Genomic DNA, 22974 nt, shown 5'->3' on the forward strand with positions numbered 1-22974 from the left:
ATGAGTTTTAATTAGATAATGCCTTGCTTGTAGCTTAATTGACTAATTTTCTCATTGAGAATTATCTAATTAAAATTACTACTTTTATGGGTTATAATTAAAAGAGATTTTATTTTGAAAACAACATCTGCTATATATCAAAAATTAGAAGCGTTTATTAAAAAATATTATATGAATGAATTGATAAAAGGAGGACTTCTTTTTATTGGTTTTGGATTATTGTACTTTCTGTTTACACTTTTTATTGAGTATTTCCTTTGGTTAAAACCTCTCGGAAGAACACTTTTATTTTGGATATTTATAGGAGTAGAAGTTTTTCTTTTGTTCCGATTTATTCTGTTCCCAATTTTTAAGTTGTTCAAACTTCAACAAGGAATCGATTATAATCAGGCTTCGGCTATTATTGGAAATCATTTTACAGAAGTAAGTGATAAACTAACGAACTTTTTACAGCTTTCGGCTTCTGAAAATTCAGCAGAAAGTTCAGAGTTGATGCTGGCTTCGATAGAACAAAAAGCAAATTCATTGCAGCCAATTCCATTTGGAAATGCTATCAACTTTAAAACAAACAAAAAGTATTTGCCATTGGCTATTATACCAATTTTACTTTTTGCTGTGTTTTATATTTCAGGAAACAGCAATATAATTTCTCAAAGTTTAAATAGAGTAGTGCACTTTAATGCTACATTTTTACCTCCGGCTCCTTTCAAATTTGTTGTACTAAATCAGAATTTGCAAACAGAGCAAAACAAAGATTTCGTTATCAAAATGGAATCAATTGGAAATGTAGTTCCCGAAAATGTGATGATTCATATTGGTGATGAAAGTTATTTTATGGAATCATCTCAGCCAGGAAAGTTTGAATTCAAGATTGAAAAGCCAGTTGAAAATGTTTCGTTTTCTTTCGAAGGAAATTCAGTTTCATCAGAAGAGTATGAATTAAAAGTAATCACAGTTCCATCAATTGCTAACTTCGAAATGGTGTTGAATTTTCCATCTTACCTAAAAAAGAAATCAGAAACGATTCAGGGAACCGGAAATGCAATCGTGCCAGAAGGAACTTTGGTAACCTGGAAAATGAATACACAGTCGACTCAGGAGATTGTTTGGAAAGATGAAAAGGCAACTTTTAAGTTTAATAAAGCAGAAAACGAGTTTAAATTGGCTAAAAATATCAGTCAAAATACAGAATATCAAATTCTTACTTCTAATAATAAGGTCAAAAATTACGAAAAACTGGATTATCAGCTATCTGTTATCAAAGATCAGCATCCAACAATCACAGTTTCGCCTGCTCCGGATAGTTTAAAATTAGATAAAAATTATGTTTTAGGAAGATTGGGCGATGATTATGGTTTATCAAAATTACAGGTTGTTTACTACGAACGTAACAAACCTCAAACTGCAAAGCGTGGAACCATTCCAGTAAAGCAAGCAGTTTTTGATCAATTCGTTTTTAACTTTCCAAGTAATTTGGCAGTAGAAGAAGGAGTCTCTTATGAATACTATTTTGAAGTTTTTGATAATGATGCACCGCATGGTTTCAAGAGTACAAAGTCTTCTGTGTTTTCAGATCGTGTTTCTACTACAGATGAAATTCAGGATATGGAATTGCAACAGCAAAATGATAATATCAATAGTTTAGAAAATTCTTTAAAAAATCAGAACAAGCAATTTTCTGAAATGGATAAGATTCAGAAAACAGGAAAAGAAAAAGATAATTTAGAATTTAAAGATCAGCAAAAAGTTAGTGATTTTATCAAACGTCAGAAACAACAAGACGAAATGATGAAACAATTTGCTGAGAAAATGAATAAAAATTTAGATAAATTTCAATCTGAAAAGAAAGACAAAACAGCTGATGATTTGCAAAAGCGATTGGATAATGCCGAGAAAGATTTAGAGAAGAATCAAAAGTTGATGGATGAATTAAAGAACTTAAACGACAAATTACAAAGTGAAGAGTTGTTTGATAAGATGGAAAAATTCAAACAAATCAGCAAAAACCAATCTCGTAATTTAGAACAATTAGTTGAATTAACGAAGCGTTTTTATGTAGAAAAGAAAGCAGAGCAGGTTGCAGAAAAATTAAATAAACTTGCAGATGAACAAGAAAAGCTTTCTAATAAAGAGGGAGAAAACACAAAAGAAAAACAAGACGATATTAATAAAGCCTTTGATAAAATCAAAGAAGATTTAAAAGATTTGAAAGAAGAAAACAAGTCTTTAAAATCTCCAATTGATATTCCTTCTGATGCTTCAAAAGAGAAAGATGTAGATTCTGATTTGCAAAAAGCTTCTGAAGAATTGAGTAAAAAGAATACTTCTTCGGCTAAGCCAAAACAAAAAAGTGCTGCTAAGAAAATGAAAAGCATGTCTCAGGAAATGCAGTCAAGTATGGAAGGCGGAGATCAGGAACAATTAGAAGAAGATGTTGCAATGCTTCGTCAGATTCTGGATAATCTTTTAGCCTATTCATTATCTCAGGAAGATGTAATGAAACAATTTAAATCTATGAAATTAGGTTCTTCTGCTTACACAAAGAACATTAAGATTCAGCAGAATTTGAAACAACAGTTCAAACATGTCGACGATAGTTTGTTTGCATTATCATTACGTAATCCAAAAGTAGCAGAAGATGTAACGAAGGAAATTGGAAACGTACAATATAATATTGACAAAGCAATTGAAACCTTGACCGATGTTCAGGTTCCAAAAGGAGTTTCACACCAACAGTATGCTACTTCATCTGCAAATAAGTTAGCCGACTTTTTAAGTGATTTATTAAACAACATGCAGATGTCTATGTCAAAACCCGGAGCAGGAAAACCAAAACAAGGAGATGGACAAGGAATGCAATTGCCGGATATTATTCAAAAACAAAAAGGTTTGGGTGATAAAATGAAAGAAGGAATGAAGCAGGGGCAAAAACCTGGTGATGGAAAACAAGGCCAAAGTGGAGAAGGAAAACAAGGTCAGGGAAAAGAAGGTAAAGATGGACAGGCTAAAGAAGGACAAGGAAAAGGAAACCAAGGAAAGAATGGTGAAGGAAAAAATGGACAAGGAAGCAAAAATGGAGGTGAAGGTAAAGACGGTGAGAACGGTGATGATGGTGAAGGAGATGCGGAAGCGATCATGGAAATATATAAGGAGCAAGTAAAACTTCGTGAAGCATTACAAAAAGAATTAGCCAAACAAGGATTAGATTCTCAGGGTAAATCTGTAATCGATCAGATGAAGGCTTCAGAAAAACAACTTTTAAATAAAGGTTTCAACAATGAAAACTTGCAGCGCATCCTTAATATTCAGCAAGAATTATTAAAATTAAACAATGCAGTTCAACAACAAGGTCAGGATACGAAGCGTCAATCTGAAACAAACAAGGCTGAATTCTCTAATAAAACGAATGCTTTACCAAGCTCACTTTTAGAATATTTAAACAGTGTAGAGATTTTAAATAGACAATCGCTACCTTTGCGCTCGAATTTTAATCAAAAGGTTCAAGAATATTTCAATACAAAATGATCAATTTTAATTACGAAACCGAATTTAATTTAGACAACGAACAAGCCTTTTCTGATTGGTTGAGTGCTGTAATAGTTTCTGAAAAGAAAAACGAAGGAGAGATAAATTACATATTTTGTGACGATGAATATCTTCATAAGATAAATGTAGAATATCTAAATCATGACACACTAACAGATATTATCAGTTTTGATTATACAGTTGGAAACGAATTAAACGGAGATATTTTTGTTTCTATAGAAAGAGTAGAAGACAATGCAAAGGATTTTAATGTTTCTTTTGAAGATGAATTAAAACGTGTTCTTGCTCACGGTATATTACATTACTGTGGATATAAAGATAAAAGTGATAAAGATGCTGAATTAATGCGTTCGAAAGAAGATGAAAAGATTGCTATGTTTCACGTGGAACAGTAGATTAAATATCAAATTTTAAATTCCAAATTCCAATTGTTTCACGTGAAACATACCTGACACTTAAGTCTGTTTAATAAAACGTTTCACGTGGAAGAGTTTAATTTAAAGTTTTCTGATTAGTACAATTATAAAGTGTTTCACGTGGAACGTTTATGGTTTAATTTTTAAAACAAAGCCGTACTCTAAACTTTTTTTAAAGTAAAGTTAATTATGTTTCACGTGTAACACAGCATGAGATTTACGATTTTAAATTAAATAGTTTAAATCTGTTCCACGTGGAACATGATTTACGACTGTATATAGGATTTAGAATTTACGGATTGAAACTTGAAGCTTGAATATATCTATTGTTTCACGTGGAACGATTTTTCAGAATTGTAGTTGGAATTTGGGATTTCTGGTCTTGAATCTTATTTAAGATTGATTTGATAATTGCGCGTAAGCGCCGTTCCACGTGGAACAAAAAGTGTGAAGAAGTTAATTCTGAGAACTGCCTTAAACGGTTTGCAGAGAATAATAAAACAAAATGTTTTTAGAAGAATACGATGTTATAGTAGTTGGTGCAGGTCATGCCGGATCTGAAGCTGCGGCAGCAGCTGCAAATTTGGGATCGAAAACTTTATTGGTTACGATGAGTCTGCAAAACATTGCACAGATGTCTTGCAATCCCGCGATGGGAGGAATTGCAAAAGGACAAATTGTGCGTGAGATTGATGCGCTCGGTGGATACTCAGGAATTGTTTCTGACCGAACTGCAATTCAATTCAAGATGTTGAATAAATCAAAAGGACCTGCAATGTGGTCGCCGAGAGTTCAGAGTGATCGAATGCGTTTTGCCGAAGAATGGAGAATGATGTTGGAGGGAACTCCAAATTTGGATTTCTATCAGGAGATGGTAAAAGGTTTGATTATCGAAGACGGAAAGATAAAAGGAATCAGAACTTCGTTGGGAGTAGAGATTCGATCTAAATCTGTTGTGTTGACAAACGGAACTTTTTTGAATGGTTTGATTCATATTGGAGAAAAACAATTTGGAGGAGGAAGAGCAGGAGAAAGTGCCGCCACCGGAATTACCGAAGATTTAGTTCGAGCAGGTTTTGAATCTGGAAGAATGAAAACCGGAACGCCACCACGAGTTGATGGTCGTTCTTTGGACTATTCGAAAATGAATGAAGAAAAAGGAGATGCAAAGCCAGATAAGTTTTCTTATTCGGATTTAACCGTTCCGTTAACGCATCAAAGATCTTGTCACATGACATACACGTCGCTTGATGTTCATGATATTTTGAGAGAAGGTTTTGATCGTTCTCCAATGTTCAACGGAAGAATCAAAAGTCTAGGGCCAAGATATTGCCCTTCGATAGAAGATAAGATAAATCGTTTTGCTGATAAAGAACGTCACCAATTATTTGTTGAGCCGGAAGGATGGAATACTTGTGAAGTTTACGTAAACGGATTTTCGACTTCGTTGCCCGAAGATATTCAATTTAAAGCTTTGAGTTCTGTTGCCGGTTTTGAGAAAGTGAAATTCTTTCGTCCGGGTTACGCAATCGAATACGATTATTTTCCGCCAACGCAATTGAAACATACTTTGGAAACAAAGCTTGTTGAAGGTTTATATTTTGCCGGACAAATAAATGGAACAACAGGATATGAAGAAGCAGCTTCGCAAGGATTGATGGCCGGAATAAATGCGCATTTAAAAGTGCATGAAAAAGCGCCATTAATTTTAAAACGTGATGAAGCGTATATCGGAGTTTTGATTGATGACTTAATTACGAAAGGAACGGAAGAACCATATCGTATGTTTACATCAAGAGCAGAGTATAGAACTTTGTTGCGCCAGGATAATGCCGATTTTAGATTAACACCAATGTCACACGAAATTGGTCTTGCTTCTGAAGCTCGTTTGCGTAGAATGGAAAAGAAATTAAATGAGTCTGAAAAGATGGTTGCTTTCTTTAAAGAGACAAGTGTTTCGGTTGCGGAGACAAATCCAATTCTGGAAGAGAAAGAAACAGCTCCAATTACGCAAGGCGATAAAATGTTTAAAGTTTTTTCACGTCCGCAAATTGATTTGGAGGATATGATGAAATTTGAAAAAGTAAAAGAATACATAGAAGCAAATGATGTTGATCAGGAAATTTTGGAGCAAGCCGAAATCCAGGTCAAATATTCTGGTTATATCGAAAAGGAAAGAAACAACGCAGACAAACTAACTCGTTTAGAAGAAGTGAAAATTCCGGAGAATTTCGATTACAATAAAATCAAATCAATGTCTATTGAAGCAAAACAAAAGTTGAGCAAGATTCGTCCTGTTACAATTTCTCAAGCTTCAAGAATAAGCGGAGTGTCACCAAGTGATATTTCTGTGCTTTTGATTTATATGGGAAGATAAGTTTTGTTTCAGGTTTTCTTTGTTTCAGGTTTCAGGTTGTGCTCTGTGATAAAAATGTGAATAAAGATATAATGATTAAATTGTTCCACGTGAAACGTATTTAAAATTTTGATCTAAATTCTGAAATCTAAAAATGACATTTGTTCCACGTGAAACTAAATTTGATATACTTTGTCATTCCGAGGAAAGAGGAATCTCCGTAGCAAGATCGGCAAAGACTGGTTCTTTGATTGTGGAGTTTCTTGCGAAGATTGCTTCGCCAGTTCGCTATCGCTCGTGTCCTCTTTCCTCGGAATGACAAAAGAGATGAAATCTAAATTTTTGTTTTATGAAGATCGTTGAAAAAGAAGTTTTATCATTAGAAGAAAAAGAAGTTTTACGTGAACTTTGGAATAACGAATATCCGACAAGATTACATTTAAAAACTATTGAAGATTTTGAATTGTATTTGAACGGACTTTCGAACACAAAACATTATTTACTGTTTGATGATTCAGATGAAATAATTGGATGGACATTTACTTTTTTAAGAGAAGGAGAAGATTGGTTTGCGATAATTCTGAATAGTAAAATCCAGGGAAAAGGAAATGGTTCGCTTTTGATCAATGAAATTAAAAAGAATAAAACGAGTTTGAATGGTTGGGTAATTGATCAGGAAAATGAAGTAAAACAAAATAACGAATTGTATAAATCTCCAATGCCATTTTATATTAAAAATGGTTTTACAATTTTGAGTGAAACAAGAATTGAAAATGAAAAAATGTCGGCTGTAAAAATAAATTGGAAGAGCTAAAAGAAAAATATAAATACTAAAATAATAAACCCTAAAAGTTGAAATTTTACTTTTAGGGTTTTGCTATAATATTAAACCAAAATACCTATAATTAAAAAATGGACGTTTTAAACAAAAAACATTTTCTTACTGTAAAAGACCATTCTGTATCTAAAGAAATTTTCGAATTGTATCACGACGAAACTTTAGACATGTTGATTACATCTCCGCAACCAGATTTGGAAAATCTTGGAAAATATTATGAAAGCGAAGATTATATTTCGCACACAGATAACAAACGTTCGTTGTTTGAAAAAGCATATCACTTTGTGAAAAATATTGCTTTAAAAAACAAACTCAATTTGATTAATGCGGAACAATCTCAAAAGGGAAAAATTTTAGACATTGGTGCCGGAACCGGAGATTTTTTATTAACGGCAAAAAATGACGGTTGGGAAACTGTTGGAGTAGAACCAAGCGAAAGAGCAAAAAATATTGCGAAGCAAAAAGGAATTTCTTTTGTGGACGAAATTAGCGTTCTCGAAAATAATTCTTTTGACGTGATTACAATGTGGCACGTTTTAGAACACATTCCAAATTTAGAACTTCAAATTCAGGAATTGAAGCGTTTGTTAAAACCAACTGGAACATTAATTGTTGCGGTTCCAAATTTTAAATCATACGATGCAAAACATTACAAAGAATTTTGGGCAGCTTTTGATGTGCCAATTCATTTTTGGCATTTCTCAAAAAAAGCCATTCAGTCGCTTTTTGAAAAAGTAGATATGAAGTTAGAAAAAGTGCTTCCAATGAAATTTGATTCTTTTTACGTGAGCTTATTATCTGAAAAATACAAAACCGGAAAAATGAATTATATTAGCGCGTTTTTTGTTGGCTTAAAGTCAAATTTGAAAGCGGGCAGTACAAAAGAGTATTCATCTCACATTTACGTCCTAAAAAACAGCTAAAACGCAAAATAAGCGCGTTTCCAGCGCTTTTTCTGGCTGGGCGAGGAGAAATATCCTCTTTTTCGAGAAACAGGCTCTAATAACAGCTATAAAAGCCGCTTTTAATAGCGGTTTTTTATGCTTTTAGACGGTTCTATAAATAAAAACAATACCATAAAAAACGAGTGTTTTTTCAAATTTTACGCTGAATTTTCAAATTTCAAATTTGAAAATAGAATGATGTAAAAATTGCTGAAATTTTGTTTTTATGTCGAAGTTTTATTTTTGTGTTTTTCAAAGTAAAATTTCATAAATGATACTTTTTATTCGAATTTCTATTTCTGAAAATTGCAGAACAAAAAAAATGAAATTTTGATAATTTTTTGGACTGTGATCAATTTTAAAAATACAAGGCAGTAAAAATGATAAACGGATAGCGTTTTATGCTCAAAAAACGGCTGAAACGCTAAATAAGCCTATTTGCAGTGTTTTTTCAAGAAGAATGAGGGTTTTGTTATCTTTTTTGAGAAAACGGCTCTAATAAAAGCTGTGGAAGTCATTTTTAATAATGATTTTTTATGCTAATGTTTTTCTTTATAAGTAAAACTAATATCATAAAATTCGAGCATTTTTTAAACTTTATGTTGATGCTATTTATTTTTTTATATTTTTGTCTTCAATACATTAAAAAAATTAGAAATTTAGAAAATGAAAAAAGCATTAGTAATTATCGCACTTTCAATTTCGGTTGTTTCGTGTAATAAAACAGCAGAAGTTAAGGAAGTAAAAACAGCTTACGTTGATACTTCGGTTTTAATGAAAGAGTACACTGAAGCGAAAGATCTTGAGGCAAAATACAAAGCTCAAGCTGAAGAAAAGGGAAGACAACTACAAGCGGAAATTACTCGTTTTAAACAAGACGCTGCTAATTTTCAAAGTCAGGCACAAGCAAATGGGCAAGCCTGGGCTCAACAAAGAGGTGCTGAGTTGCAAAAGAGAGAGCAACAATTGGGTTACGCTCAGCAAGCATTATCTCAACAATTACAACAAGAAAGTGGTGTTGAAATGGATTCTCTTGTAAGTGGAGTTAAAAAATTCATTAAAGAATACGGTAAGAAGAACGGTTACTCTTATATCTACGGTACTGGTGATGCTGCAACAGTATTATATGCTGAAGATAAGTATGATATCACAAAAGATATTATTAAAGCTTTGAATGATAAATACAAAGATTCTCCAAAAGCAGAAGCTAAGCCTGCAGCAAAAGAAGGCGAAGCTGCTAAAAAATAATACCACACCAACGAAATAATTAAAAAACCTAAATCTACCCTACCGGATTTAGGTTTTTTCTTTTATAAAAATAAGATACTTTTAGTTCTTCAATTATTGCCCAATGCAAAACGTTTCAGAAGCTGCTGCTTACACTTTACAATTCATCAATCAAACGCAAAAATCTATATTTCTTACCGGTAAAGCTGGTACAGGAAAAACTACGCTTTTGCGCGAAATTATCGCTACAACGCACAAAAACACTGTTGTGGTAGCTCCCACGGGAATTGCTGCCTTAAACGCGGGCGGAGTAACCATTCATTCGATGTTTCAATTGCCATTTTCGGCGTTTATTCCATCGTACGATGAAGCATCAAAATTTACTGAAACGGTGAAGTTTGAGAATAAAGAAACACTTCGCAGACACTTTAAAATGAACAATGTAAAGCGAAATGTGATTCGTAATATGGAATTGCTAATCATTGACGAAGTAAGTATGCTGCGTGCTGATTTACTGGATGCAATTGATTTTATGATGCAAACCGTTCGCAGAAATTCACGCTCTTTTGGCGGTGTTCAGGTGCTTTTTATTGGCGATTTGTTGCAATTACCGCCCGTAATCAGGGATGAAGAATGGCGAACTTTACGCAATTATTACAAAGGAAAATTCTTCTTTCATTCGCATGTAATTCAGCAAAATCCACCGCTTTATATCGAATTATCCAAGATTTATCGCCAGACAGACGACACTTTTATTTCTGTTTTAAACAATCTTCGAAATAATCAGATTACACCTCAGGATATTACCGTTTTAAACGAATATGTAAAACCCGATTTCGACTTAAAAAACAATCCCGGTTACATTACGCTGACAACTCATAACGCAAAAGCAGATTCGATTAATGAACAGGCTATTAATGATTTAGCTGGAAATGAATTTGCTTTTCAGCCTTTTATTGTTGGAGATTTTCCCGAGAAAATATTTCCGGTTGAAGAAAATCTGAAATTGAAAGTAGGTGCGCAGGTTATGTTTGTGAAGAATGATATTTCTTTTGAAAAGCGCTATTTCAATGGAAAAATGGGCATTATAAAATCACTTTCACCTGAAGAAATCTTCGTTCATTTTCCTAAAGAGAATAAAACCATTGAAGTTGAGAAATACGAATGGAAAAACATTCGCTATAAAGTAAATGATCTCACAAAAGAGGTTGAAGAAGAGGTTTTAGGCACATTTGCACATTATCCCCTTAAATTGGCGTGGGCAATTACGGTACACAAAAGTCAGGGTTTGACATTTGAGAAAGCTGCGCTCGATGTATCGCAAGTTTTTTTGCCGGGACAAGCATATGTAGCATTATCTCGTTTAACTTCCTTAAACGGGCTTATTTTACTTTCTCCGTTACAAATGAATGGAATTTCTAACGATCAGGACGTAATGGATTATTCTTTAAACAAAGCAACAGAAGAAGTTTTAAAGAACTCTTTGCATTTTGAAACCAAAAATTTTATTCATAACTATTTGATTAACAGTTTTAACTGGACCGATTTAGCGCAGGAATGGCGCAATCACCGTTTTAGTTATAACGAAAATGCAGTGAATTCTGAAAAAGCCAAGCATTCGGTTTGGGCGGCAAAGCGTCTCGAAACTATTGAGTTGCTTTTAGATCCATCTCAAAAATTCATCCATCAGCTCAATAAAATTTTCAATAAAGAAACTGTTGATCTGTTCTTTGTGCAGGAAAGGGTAGTGGCTGCTTATGATTATTTTTTCAAGCCGATGGACAAACTGGTGACAGATCTTTTGCAGAAAATGGCTGAAATTCAGAAATTTAAAAAAGTAAAAGAGTTTTACGAAGAATTAGCATTTTTAGATGATTTGCAAACAAAGGCCGTTTTGCGCTTAATGAAAGCTAAATTATTAATTGAAATTGTCGTTGCAGGCGAGACTATTTGCAAAGAAAAATTAAGCTCTTCAGCGATTAAAAATTACAAATTAGACAAGATTGCAAAGATTCGCGAGGAATTAAACATGACGAATACCGATATCTTTAAAACGGAAGAACCTGTTGTTCGTTATACAGCAAGGAAATTAGATAAAAATGAACCTAAAGCTGCTAAAAAAACTACTATAGAAGAAACGCATGATTTGTGGCTGGAGAAAAATTCAATTGCAGATATAGCGCGCATTCGTAAGCTAACCGTGCAAACTGTTGAAACGCATTTTGTTAAACTAATTCAGGCTAATAAAGTTGATATTTCAGATGTTCTGCCGTACGATAAAATTCTGGCTTTGCGCGAAGCTTTTGAGTTCTATCAGGAAGAGTCTTTGAATCCATTAAAAGAAAAATATGGGGATGAATTTACCTGGGATGAACTTAAAATGTTCAAGGCCAGTATTAATTGATTTTTAGATTTTGCTAATTAACATTATGTAAAATAGAAAAATTAGAAATTATTTTAAGACTTTTTAATTGTTCCACGTTAAACATATAATTCTGATTTTGAATAATGTAGAAGCTGTAATGTTCGAATAAAACATTAATTTGCTAACTTTATAGTTATCAGATTTATAATTAATAAAATGATTTATAGATGAAAATTAGAATAATATACCTCATTATTTTTTGCAGTCAATTGACTTTTAGCCAGGATTTAAAACCAGAATATCAAAAGTTTATCAAAAGCTTTATTGCTAATGTAAAAAGCAATAACAAAGAGGGAGTTGCGGCTTTTATTTCTTTTCCGCTTGGAAGAGATTATCCAATTCCGAACGTTAAAAACAAAGCTGATTTTGTAAAAAGATACGATCAGATTTTTGATGCGACGTTGAAAAATGAAATCATTAAATCAAATCCCGCAAAAGATTGGTCGGAAGTTGGCTGGCGAGGAATTATGCTGAATCAAGGCACTTTATGGATTGATACTGATGGAAAAATTATTAGTATTAATTATCAATCTCAGGCTGAGAAAAATCTTAGTAATAAATTGATTGCGGCCGAGAAAGCAAAACTGCATCCTTCAATCGCAAAATTTAAAGCTCCGGAATATATTCTGGAATCGTCAAAATTCAGAATTAGAATTGATGATTTAGGAAATAATAATTACCGTTATGCTTCTTGGTCTCTCAAACAAAAAATGAGTGAAAAGCCTGATTTAGTTATTACTAACGGAAAATGGATTCCCGACGGAAGTGGAGGAAATAGCTATTTCGATTTTAAAAAAGGTGATTATCTGTATCGATGTTACATCATCGTTTTAGGGACAAATGATTCACCGCCTGCGACTTTGACCATTTATCAAAACAATAAAAAGATTCTGGAGCAAGATGCTATTATTGTAAAATAATATTTACTTTAAAAACATTTTTGATAGGTTTAATAGTGTTAAAATATTAATTAATTGTCTAGTATTCAATATTTAAGGTTATTTTTATAAAGCATTTAAATGCATAAAATCTTATAAATAAGCTTTTCTAACTATTAATTTTTTTAACCTTAAAACCTATTTAACTATGACAAACAATCCATTTTTGGCCGCTCCAAAGTATGCAATTACTCATTTTGATTCTGCTCAAACCGACAATTTTCCAAATGAAGTTCCGCGAGACATTAAAAATGTAACATCAGTTTTGCCATTGCTTACACCTTTACCACAAGTTGCAGGCGGACCCATTAACATCATGACATTAGCCTCTACAGATCCGGATTATATGTGGGGAGTTTCACTTACAGATGTTTCCTATATCAGAGTTTCAAATGATAATTTTACGCCGCTTTACAGATTACCACTTCCCGGCGCTCCAACTATTGTAACATCACTTTTAGCATCTGTTTTAAATCAGCCGTTTGCATCAATTACTGCAATTCAAACTGCATTGAGCGCACTTGGGCTTGGCGGAGGAAGCGGTTTTGGACTTTTTGGAGGCGTTTATAGTGTTGTAGATAATAATAATGATGTGTATGTGAATTATTTAGGAGCAATAAATGCAATAAATTTAAAATCATCAGTTTTATTTCCGGGAATTGAAGTTAAAAGAAGCATACAGACGTCTACAGTTCTCCCGAGTGGCGAATCGGTTGCGGGATTATCGATGACATTTGACGGACGTTTGATTGTTGTTGGCGGACGTTCTATTACAATATTAAACAGAAATCTAACAGCTCCTGCTTTAGCGCAATATACTTTTAGCCCAACAGAAACAATATCTAATTCTGTGGCAGTAGATGAAGATGGTGGAATTTATGTTGTTACCGATGAAAAAATGTACAAATTGGTTTGGACAGGAACCATAATTTCCTCTAATCCGGCAGATGGTGCCTGGGAATCTGCTTATCCTACAGGAGATACTTTCCCGACTCTTTTTGGTTCCGGCTCTGGCGCAACACCAACTTTAATGGGTTTTGGAAATGATGCAGATAAACTGGTAGTTATTACAGACGGGCTGAAAAGAATGGGCTTGATCGCCTTTTGGCGAAATGAAATTCCGGTTGGTTTTACAGATAGAATTGCAGGACAGATACAAGTAACTTGCGGCTTACCATTGACAACAGAATTTATACAAACAGATCAATCTGTAGCAGTAAGCGGATATGGCGCTTTTGTTGTAAATAATGTTAGTCTGACAGATGACCAGCTAACCGGAGCAGTTCTTGTAGATGCAATTGCCCGGGGACCAATTTTAGACGCCCCCTTTGGAGTAGAAAGGTTTGAATGGAATCCCGTTACACATTCATGGAGTTCTGTCTGGACTCGCGGAGATGTTTCAGATGTAAGTATGGTTCCCGGAATTAGTACAGGATCTAATATCGTTTTTGTAAATGGATATTATAAAGCGGCAGGAACAGGATGGGAAATTACCGGTTTGGATTGGCTAACAGGCCATACTGTACACAAGAGAATTTTTGGAAATAATATTTTTGGAAATGGTTTTTATGCCCTTATTCAATATATTGGCAATGGAGATTTAATTATGAATAGTCTTATCGGGCATGGCCGTGTACAGCAAAATGGAGTTGTTTACCTGACATAGAGCAAAGATAATTATGAGATAAAAAAATCCTGTTCCACATGAAACAGGATTTTTATTTTTATATCTGCGCTTGCGCTTTATCTAAAGCCTTTTGCTGATCAATTTGCTTTACTTTAAGTTTTTGAATTTCAAGCTCATTCTTTTTTATTTTCAATTGTTGTTTTTGAGATTCTTCATCAGAAAGTGAACCTAGTTTTGAATTTATTTTTTGATTCTCAGATTCTAATTTAGCAACTTTCTTTTTACTGTTAGCTAAATCTTTTTCAGAATTTTTGAGATCTTTTTGATGTTTCTCTACTTGCTTTTTCTCTTTTTCTACTCGCTTTTGTTCCTTTTTTAATTTTGCCTGTTCGTCATTAAGTTTTGCATGATATTCATCAGATGCTTTTTTAGCGTCTTTTTCGGCCTTCTGGTTGATGATTTGCTGCTGTTTGTCACTAGTCACTATTTTCTGTGCAAAAAACGCCTGAGAACTCAACATTAGCATTAACGCCAAAGTAAATTTAATTGTAGTATTCATTAATGTTTATTTTTAAAATTTACCAGCAAAAATAAACGGTGAATTATCTGCACGACGGCTGCAGAAGATTTTTAAGGGACAAAATAGGGCAAAAAAAATCCAATTCTGCAGAATTGGATTTTTTAATTTTTATAAGGATTCGACTAAAATCCAGGCATCCGGATTTTCGCCTTTCTGAATTTCTTTTTGTGCTTTTTCGGCTTCGGCCATTGTTGCATAACTTCCGTACAAAACCGGAAATAAACCATGTTTGTTTTCACCAAGCATTCTCGCACTGTAACCGTCTTTAATCAACTGATCGTATGCTTTTTTGGCATTTTGTTCACTTCTAAAAGCTCCCGCCATAATGTGATAAGGCATTTTTTTTGTTTCTACAGTTTCTGTTTTTGAAGAATCTACAGAAAGTGTAACTGCCGGCAACGGATTTTGAATAAAAAATGTTGCTTCTTGTATTTTGTTTTCTACCTTTTTCTGAACTGCGCTTTCAACGATAAGTGTTTGTGTTGCAATTTGGTTTTGATAAATAGGATATCCAATACTTCCTGTAATTCCAAGACCTAAAACGAATATTGCAGCATATCTTAAATATGATTTTGAGGATTTAATTTCATCTTCATCTTCGTTTATGGCGATAGCTTCTCTTTCTTCAAGTTCTGCCACTTTTTTCTCAAACATTTCTCTTTTTACAACAGGAGAAACAAACGGACTTAGTCCGAAAGAGCTTGTTAGATAGTTATGTTGATCGTTTGGTGAGAAAACCATATTTTGATCTGCATTCAAACGAATATCACCAATATTTTTTAATTGCAAAGAACCATATTCTTCCAGTACTTTTTTCCAGTTTAAAACCTCGTGTGCAATGGCACTAACAGCAAAACCGTATGATGTGTTTTCTGCCTGAGCAATATGATTTGCCAATAGTCCGTCATTGTTTTTCAATAGACCATTGAATGAGATTGTTTTTTTTGGTGGAAAAAACGAATTTGTGCTCTCATTCACCTGAGCCGGCTGAATTTCTGTTAGAAATGCTCCAAATCCGGGAACCGTTACACACTGATAACGATACAATAATTGCGCGATGTAAGTTTCGATTTTCATAGTAACAAAGTTATGCATCCAATATAGTTATCAAAATTTTATTCACAATTTTTATTAACAATCCGCATTGTTCTACATGTTGTTCTTTTTCAACGATTTAAATATAATTAGTTTTTTGATAATAATTATAATAAGGTTTAAATATTTTATTTTAGCAGGAAATTACTTCTGTTTTATATCTTTGTTCTTCTTAAAAGTAGTTGGGATGTTATTGTTTTAAAGATTTTTTCTACTTCTTAAAAATTAAATTTTATTATGTCAGAACAAGATTTGTTTTATTTGTTGGCCTTATTAAAAGTCGAAGGTGTTGGTGATATTATGGCCAAAAAATTACTAACTCATTTTGGAAAGGCAGAAACGGTTTTTACAACAAAAACAAATCAAATTGCAGCCATTGATGGAGTTGGTGCTGCTTTATTAAAAAATTTGAAAGACAAATCCATCTTTGAAAAAGCGAGTAAAGAACTTGATTTTATTAAATCTAATGATGTAAAAGTTTCTTTCTTTCAGGACGAAAATTATCCGGAACGCCTGAAACATTGTTTTGATTCGCCTGTTTTGATCTTTTCTGCAGGAAATATGAATTTAAAAAACAAAAGAATAATCAGTATTGTCGGCACGCGCCAGATCACTTCGTACGGAACGGATTTTTGTAGAAAACTAATTGAAGATTTGGCACCTCTTGATCCCGTAATTGTGAGTGGTTTTGCTTACGGAGTTGATATCGTAGCCCACCAAATTGCGATGGAACATAATTTGCAAACTATTGGCGTTCTGGCGCATGGTCTCAATCAGATTTATCCAAAAACGCACAAAAAATATGTTGCAAAAATGGAACAGAACGGTGGTTTTATTACCGAATTCTGGAGTTCATCAAATCCTGATAAAGAAAATTTTGTACGCCGAAATCGCATTGTAGCCGGAATGACGGAAGCTACAATTGTCATTGAATCTGCTGATAAAGGAGGATCATTGATTACCGCAAATCTTGCCAATGATTATAATCGAGATGTTTTTGCGGTTCCGGGCCGAGTTACTGATAAGTACAGCCAGGGCTGCAATGATTTGATTAAAACACAAAAAGCAAATGTTCTGTCGAGCGCGGCAGATTTGATTTATATGCTCAATTGGGACATCGAGAAAAAGGTAAAATCAATTCAAAAATCATTGTTTGTTGATCTCGAACCTGATGAACAAAAAGTGTATGATTTTTTAATAAAAAATGGTAAAGAATTACTGGATATTATTGCCTTGCAGTGCGATTTCCCGATTTTTAAAATTTCAGGAGTCTTGCTAAATATGGAACTTAAAGGCGTAATTCGGCCATTGCCAGGCAAATTATTTGAAGCTATTTAACGAGTAATTACTGAATTAAAATTATTTTTTCCTTTAAAATGTCTGTATAATTGATAGAGGACAATAATTAAAATAATGGCAAATACAACATTCAGAATCTGAAATAAATAGGGTGGAACATCATAATCTTCTACAAACTTATTCATCTTATTTGGTTTTGATTATACTTGAAAGTATTGATTTTGATGAAATTACGAATTATTTATTAAAGTTTCTACATTCTAAAATAAAAAAACCTCCTGCGTAAACAAGAGGTTATATTTATTTTTGAAAAAGGTTTATTTTCCGAAACCAAGAACTTCGCGAACCTTTGCCAAAACACCATCCGCAACAACAGAAGCTTTTAAGGCTCCTTTTTTCAATAGTGCATCAACTTCTTCAAGGTTGTTGATATAGTAATTGTATTTTTCTCTTTCGGTTTTAAATTTTTCTGTAATCAATTCAAACAAAGCTTGTTTGGCGTGACCGTAACCGTAATTTCCACCTAGATAATTCGCTCTCATTTCAGCAATTTGAGTTTCATTTGCCAGTAAAGAATAAATCGCAAAAGCGTTGCAGGTATCCGGATTTTTCGGTTCTTCAAGCGGTGTACTATCGGTTTCGATACTCATAACCTGCTTGCGAAGCGTTTTATCATCCAAGAAAATATTGATAATATTATTGGCAGATTTACTCATTTTTCCACCGTTTGTTCCCGGAATCAACATACTGTCTTCCTGAATTTTAGCTTCAGGAATTACAAATGTTTCCCCCATTTGATGGTTGAAACGAGATGCCACATCACGTGTAATTTCCAAATGCTGCAATTGGTCTTTTCCAACCGGAACAAATTCTGCATCATACAGCAAAATATCTGCTGCCATTAACATCGGATAAGTAAAAAGTCCCGCATTTACATCGTCTAAACGATCGGCTTTATCCTTGAAAGAATGTGCCAAAGTCAAACGTTGAAAAGGAAAAAACAGCTTAAATACCAGGTTAATTCAGCAGTTTGAGTCACATCAGATTGTCTGTAAAATGTAACCTTATCAGGATTTAGTCCGCACGCAAGCCATGCCGCAGCTGTACTATACGTGTTTTCTCTTAATGTTTTACCATCTTTAATTTGCGTAATCGAATGTAAATCAGCAATAAACAAATATGATTCATTTGCAGGATTGTTTGATAATTCGATTGCAGGAATAATTGCTCCTAATAAATTGCCTAAGTGTGGCGTTCCAGTACTCTGAACACCGGTTAGTATTTTTGCCATTCTCGTTTTTTCTTATTACTAAACGCAAAGTTCGTTTTTTTACGGCAAACTGTGTAATTTTTTAATTGTAAATGTTTTTTCTGGGAATGTTTAATTTTTTACCACGGAGAACACGAAGTTTTTCACAGAGGGAAGAAGTTTTTAAGTTTGCAGATAAAATAAATTTTATTGAGAGCACAAAGTTAAGTGCATTATTAATCGTTGATCACTCTTCTGACTCCATTTTTTAATAAAATTTCATTGAAATTTATAAGTAATCCTAGTTTATAATTACCAAGTTTTAAGTAAGTCAACGTTTGAGCTAAATGAATTGTAGTTAAAGATTCTACGCTTTTAATTTCTACTATAAATTTATTTTCAACCAATAAATCGATACGGTAACCACAATCTAATTTTACTTCTTCAAATATTACTGGCATCAGCTTTTCCTTTTCTACTAAAAGTCCTCTCTGTTTAATTTTGTAGTAGAGACATTCTTGATAAGCATTTTCTAACAAACCAGGTCCTAAAGCTTTATGGACCTGAATTGCTAATCCAATTATGATAGTTGATATTTCATTTTCTGTCATATAACATTCTATTTTTTAACGCATATTTTCGTATAAAAATAATGTTTTTTTTTCCACATGGAGCATAAAATTTTCGCAAAGTGACGAAGTATTTGCTAATAAATTGAAAATCAAAAGAATTTTTGAAGATAGGGTCAAAGTTATAAAACTCTGTGATCTTATTACTTGCAATCAAGTTTCAATCCTACTTCTTTTCTCTGTGAAAAAACTTTGTGTTCTCTGTGGTAAAAAACATTCCAGTTTTATCAACACCAAAAATTCTTTTTGTAAAATTTACTTCTGATTTCTTACATTTGAAACCATGAAAGGATTTAAAATTATTTTTTGGGTTTTGTGGCGCATTTGGTTTTACATTTTAATGGCCATTCCGATATTGATTATGCTGCCGTTTTTGCTAGTTTCTATTATTTCGGAAAGCGGATACCCCTATTTTTTTAAAATGGCCCGCATTTGGGCTAAATTTATCCTTTTTGGGATGGGTTTTTATTATACGATCGAACGTTTGCAGAAACTTGAGAAGGGAAAGAGTTACATGATCGTCGCAAATCATACTTCAATGACAGATATTATGCTGATGTTGGCTATAGTTCGAAATCCGTTTGTATTTGTTGGAAAAAAGAGCTTTCAAAAATTCCGTTATTTGGATTTTTCTATAAAAGAACTTGTATTCTGGTTGACAGAAATTCATCGAGAAGCAAAAATGAAGTTTTTAAAAGGGCACAAGACAGACTTAGTCAAGGACTTAGTATTTGTATTTTTCCTGAAGGCGGGGTTCCTGACGATGAAACTATTTTGTTGGATGAATTTAAAGACGGCGCTTTTCGCTTGGCAATAGATCATCAAATTCCGATTGTACCTATTGTTTTTGCAGACAATAAAGAACGATTCTCGTATACTTTTTTGAGTGGAAGTCCGGGAAAAATGAGAATAAAGGTTTTGCCATTTATTGAAACCAAAGGCTTAACAGGTGAAAACAGGAAAGATCTAAGAGATCAGGTGAGACAAGTGATTTATAAAGGATTACTTGAATTTAAAAAGAAAAAGTAACCAGAGCACTTAAAATAATAAACCCGGCAAACTGTAAAGCTTGCCGGGTTTTATTTTGAATTAAAACCCCTTTTATATTCAAAATTTATCGATGTATTATTTTCTCAGAAATAAAACGTAATACTTTCTTAATTTTTAATTTGGTTTTTCTACGGTTTTTATTCAACAACACTTCTAGTTTCTCTTTCATGGTTACAAATCTTAAGGGTTGGTAATAAAGAGTTTGATTAAAACTCAAGTTAACGTCACAATTAATAGATTCTAAAAAATGAAAAAGGTTGCGTTTAAACGTAAAATATTTCTTAAAAAAGAATAAAAACCCGTTAGCACCAAAAAAACTAACGGATCTTTATAAACAATAAACAACCAAATTTATTCTAAAAACAAACTTTTGATTAAGGTATTTATGGCAGTAAATACCGTGTAAAATCTTGAGTCTCTTTATAAGATGTAATTGTTTTAAAAGGGTTGCGTCAGTTTTTTGTTTTTTTTGAAATAAAAAAACCCGACAAGTTTTTTAAAACTGTCGGGTTTGAATTATAAACGCTGCAATTAGCAGATATTTAATATTTTATGCGTTAGCCAATTCTTTGATGTGCGCTTTTATTTTAAGTTCTAATTCATCAGCTAATTCCGGATTATCTTTAATTAATGCTTTTACAGCATCACGACCTTGTCCTAATTTTGTATCTCCGTAGCTAAACCATGAACCTGCTTTTTTAACAATGTCAAACTCAACTGCTAAATCAAGAATTTCACCTGTTTTAGAAACCCCTTCTCCGTACATAATGTCGAATTCAGCAGTTTTAAAAGGCGGTGCTACTTTGTTTTTAACCACTTTTACTTTAGTTCTGTTTCCGATAACATTTTCACCATCTTTAATTTGAGATGAACGACGAATATCTAAACGTACTGAAGCATAGAATTTTAAGGCGTTACCACCCGTTGTAGTTTCAGGATTTCCAAACATAACACCAATTTTCTCTCTCAACTGGTTGATGAAGAAAACAGTACAATTTGTTTTACTGATAGTTCCTGTAAGTTTTCTCAAAGCCTGAGACATCAAACGTGCGTGAAGACCCATTTTTGAATCTCCCATTTCACCTTCGATTTCACTTTTTGGAGTCAACGCAGCAACCGAGTCAATAACAACTATATCAATTGCTCCTGAACGAATTAAGTTTTCGGCAATTTCTAAAGCCTGCTCTCCATTGTCTGGCTGAGAGATGATTAGATTTTCGATATCTACGCCTAATTTCTCAGCATAATTTCTATCAAAAGCGTGCTCTGCATCTATAAAAGCAGCAATTCCTCCGGCTTTTTGAGCTTCGGCAATTGCGTGTAAAGTTAATGTTGTTTTACCAGAAGATTCCGGTCCGTATATTTCGATAATTCTTCCTTTTGGGTAACCGTTTACTCCAAGTGCTAAATCTACACCAAGAGAACCTGAAGAAATTGTCTCAACTTCTACAATGGCTTTATCTCCCATTTTCATTACAGTTCCTTTACCGTAAGTCTTATCTAGTTTGTCAAGCGTAAGTTGGAGCGCTTTTAATTTGGCTTCTTTTTCTGAACTCATCTTTTCTTTTTCTTTTACTTCTTTTACTTTTTCTTTCATCTATATTTTTATAATTCTTTCATTCTCAAAATAAACCGGAATTTAAATAGCTTCCTGATTTAGATTTTTCATGGGCATGTAATTCTGTAAAATTACTTCTTTTTTTGAAGTTTCATTGTTCCAAATTGTATCAAATTTTCACAAAAATTGTCCTATAAAAATAAAGCCTTTAATTCTGTAGCTTCTGACGGTTTTATTTTTCCGGCAAGCAGTAAACTTAGTTGTTTACGACGAAGTGCGGCGTCAAAACGTTGTATTTCAAGTTCAGTTTCCGGTATAATTGCCGGCACTTCAACAGGTCTTCCGCTATCATCCACCGCGACAAAAGTATAAATAGCTTCGTTGGCTTTGGTTCTGCTTCCCGACTCACGGTCTTCTACCCAAACATCGATAAAAACTTCCATAGAACTTTTAAATGATCTGGAAACTTTTGCTTCTATTGTCACTACGGCTCCAAGGGGAATGGCCCTGTTAAAAGCAACGTGATTTACAGATGCCGTAACTACAATTCGGCGGGAATGTCTGCGTGCCGCAATACTTGCAGCGCGGTCCATTCTGGCTAATAATTCGCCGCCAAAAAGGTTGTTTAAAGGATTAGTTTCGCTCGGTAAAACTAAATCGGTTAAAATAGTTAGAGATTCTGAAGGGTGTTTTGGATTCATTTTTTTAATGTAAAATTATTTTTTGCTATCCGCTAAAGCGAACAATTTATTTTTTGCCACAGATTTCAGATTATTAATCATTTTAATTTGAAATCTGTGGCATATTATTTAATTCAGCCAATAAACAGCCATAATGGCTGGAACAAAATAAATAACAATGGTTCTTGCTCCATCGTAATCTTTGGCCAATCGTTGTCCAAAAAGCATCATTAACAATGAGATACATGAAAAAACAGCACCATAAAAACCAAATTCACGACCACTTTTTGTTACTAATTGTATAGCACCAACGACACATAAAATTCCGGAAATTAATTCTAAAATTAAGAGGTGAAGAAGCGCGAGTGGCACTTGGTTTTTTAGTGGGGTTTTTGCAAAATGTTCTTTTAGCCAGGTAACATTATCTTTCCAGTAAAAAATTTTCTCGTAGCCTGATTGTAAAAATGTTAAGGCCAAAAAAATCAAAAGTAAAATAGAGGCAACATTATTCATTTGA

The 22974-nt window shown here is 33.4% G+C and carries 17 protein-coding genes and 2 pseudogenes; 11 read left to right on the forward strand and 8 right to left on the reverse strand.

Annotation, left to right across the window (positions count from 1 at the left end):
* Positions 1 to 114: 114 nt before the first annotated feature.
* The 9 genes from ACZZZT_RS02705 (at position 115) to ACZZZT_RS02745 (ending at position 14356) form a co-directional block, all read left to right on the forward strand.
* Positions 115 to 3525 carry an O-antigen polymerase gene (locus ACZZZT_RS02705; RefSeq protein ID WP_463459326.1) on the forward strand — a complete coding sequence of 1137 codons (3411 nt, stop codon included), beginning with the start codon at positions 115 to 117 and terminating at the stop codon, positions 3523 to 3525.
* A complete protein-coding gene (gene ybeY / locus ACZZZT_RS02710; protein ID WP_463459327.1) occupies positions 3522 to 3941 on the forward strand; it encodes an rRNA maturation RNase YbeY in 420 nt (139 codons plus the stop codon). Before ACZZZT_RS02705 ends, ybeY begins: the two co-directional genes overlap by 4 nt.
* A 526-nt stretch (positions 3942 to 4467) precedes the next feature.
* Positions 4468 to 6339: a tRNA uridine-5-carboxymethylaminomethyl(34) synthesis enzyme MnmG gene (mnmG, locus tag ACZZZT_RS02715; protein ID WP_463459328.1), complete on the forward strand. Its 1872-nt coding sequence runs from the start codon at positions 4468 to 4470 to the stop codon at positions 6337 to 6339.
* Between the two features lie 328 nt (positions 6340 to 6667).
* The gene (locus ACZZZT_RS02720) at positions 6668 to 7132 is read left to right on the forward strand and encodes a GNAT family N-acetyltransferase (protein ID WP_463459329.1); all 465 of its coding nucleotides are present in this window, start codon (positions 6668 to 6670) and stop codon (positions 7130 to 7132) included.
* 98 nt (positions 7133 to 7230) lie between these two features.
* A complete protein-coding gene (locus ACZZZT_RS02725; RefSeq protein ID WP_463459330.1) occupies positions 7231 to 8079 on the forward strand; it encodes a class I SAM-dependent methyltransferase in 849 nt (282 codons plus the stop codon).
* Between the two features lie 687 nt (positions 8080 to 8766).
* Complete coding sequence (locus tag ACZZZT_RS02730) at positions 8767 to 9348, forward strand: OmpH/Skp family outer membrane protein (protein WP_042564922.1); 582 nt, start codon at positions 8767 to 8769, stop codon at positions 9346 to 9348.
* 103 nt (positions 9349 to 9451) lie between these two features.
* Positions 9452 to 11731 (forward strand): helix-turn-helix domain-containing protein, encoded by a 2280-nt coding sequence (locus ACZZZT_RS02735; RefSeq protein ID WP_463459331.1) that lies wholly within the window; start codon positions 9452 to 9454, stop codon positions 11729 to 11731.
* A gap of 188 nt (positions 11732 to 11919) precedes the next feature.
* Positions 11920 to 12672, forward strand: a complete 753-nt coding sequence (locus tag ACZZZT_RS02740) for a hypothetical protein (RefSeq protein ID WP_463459332.1) — start codon at positions 11920 to 11922, stop codon at positions 12670 to 12672.
* Between the two features lie 166 nt (positions 12673 to 12838).
* A complete protein-coding gene (locus tag ACZZZT_RS02745) occupies positions 12839 to 14356 on the forward strand; it encodes a hypothetical protein (protein WP_463459333.1) in 1518 nt (505 codons plus the stop codon).
* Between the two features lie 58 nt (positions 14357 to 14414).
* Here ACZZZT_RS02745 and ACZZZT_RS02750 read toward each other — a convergent pair whose 3' ends face one another.
* Together ACZZZT_RS02750 and ACZZZT_RS02755 are read right to left on the reverse strand one after the other, a co-directional pair.
* Positions 14415 to 14876, reverse strand: a complete 462-nt coding sequence (locus tag ACZZZT_RS02750) for a hypothetical protein (protein ID WP_463459334.1) — start codon at positions 14874 to 14876, stop codon at positions 14415 to 14417.
* Positions 14877 to 15005: 129 nt separating this feature from the next.
* Positions 15006 to 15974 (reverse strand): HU domain-containing protein, encoded by a 969-nt coding sequence (locus ACZZZT_RS02755; protein WP_463459335.1) that lies wholly within the window; start codon positions 15972 to 15974, stop codon positions 15006 to 15008.
* A 255-nt stretch (positions 15975 to 16229) separates the two neighbouring features.
* Here ACZZZT_RS02755 and dprA point away from each other — a divergent pair, with 255 nt between their 5' ends.
* Positions 16230 to 17330, forward strand: a complete 1101-nt coding sequence (gene dprA / locus ACZZZT_RS02760) for a DNA-processing protein DprA (RefSeq protein ID WP_463459336.1) — start codon at positions 16230 to 16232, stop codon at positions 17328 to 17330.
* On the opposite strand, the gene ACZZZT_RS02765 is transcribed toward dprA, so the two are convergent.
* The 3 genes and pseudogenes from ACZZZT_RS02765 to ACZZZT_RS02775 all read right to left on the reverse strand — a co-directional run bounded on the left by ACZZZT_RS02765 (position 17327) and on the right by ACZZZT_RS02775 (position 19151).
* A complete protein-coding gene (locus ACZZZT_RS02765; protein WP_463459337.1) occupies positions 17327 to 17476 on the reverse strand; it encodes a hypothetical protein in 150 nt (49 codons plus the stop codon). The two genes, dprA and ACZZZT_RS02765, sit on opposite strands and share 4 nt — an antisense overlap.
* A 132-nt stretch (positions 17477 to 17608) precedes the next feature.
* Positions 17609 to 18582 (reverse strand): annotated as a pseudogene (gene trpS / locus ACZZZT_RS02770) (tryptophan--tRNA ligase).
* 194 nt (positions 18583 to 18776) lie between these two features.
* On the reverse strand, positions 18777 to 19151 hold the full coding sequence (locus tag ACZZZT_RS02775; protein WP_073395009.1) for a GxxExxY protein: 375 nt from the start codon (positions 19149 to 19151) through the stop codon (positions 18777 to 18779).
* Between the two features lie 301 nt (positions 19152 to 19452).
* Here ACZZZT_RS02775 and ACZZZT_RS02780 point away from each other — a divergent pair.
* Positions 19453 to 20198, forward strand: a pseudogene (locus tag ACZZZT_RS02780) (lysophospholipid acyltransferase family protein).
* Between the two features lie 571 nt (positions 20199 to 20769).
* On the opposite strand, the gene recA reads toward ACZZZT_RS02780, so the two are convergent.
* From recA to ACZZZT_RS02795, 3 genes are all read right to left on the reverse strand, one after another.
* Positions 20770 to 21777, reverse strand: coding sequence for a recombinase RecA (recA, locus tag ACZZZT_RS02785; RefSeq protein WP_042564963.1), 1008 nt, complete (start codon positions 21775 to 21777; stop codon positions 20770 to 20772).
* A gap of 191 nt (positions 21778 to 21968) precedes the next feature.
* Positions 21969 to 22478 (reverse strand): acyl-CoA thioesterase, encoded by a 510-nt coding sequence (locus ACZZZT_RS02790; protein WP_042564932.1) that lies wholly within the window; start codon positions 22476 to 22478, stop codon positions 21969 to 21971.
* 108 nt (positions 22479 to 22586) lie between these two features.
* Positions 22587 to 22970, reverse strand: coding sequence for a DoxX family protein (locus ACZZZT_RS02795; protein WP_463459338.1), 384 nt, complete (start codon positions 22968 to 22970; stop codon positions 22587 to 22589).
* Between the last annotated feature and the right edge of the window lie 4 nt (positions 22971 to 22974).

The organism is Flavobacterium sp. AC274, from assembly GCF_979258275.1.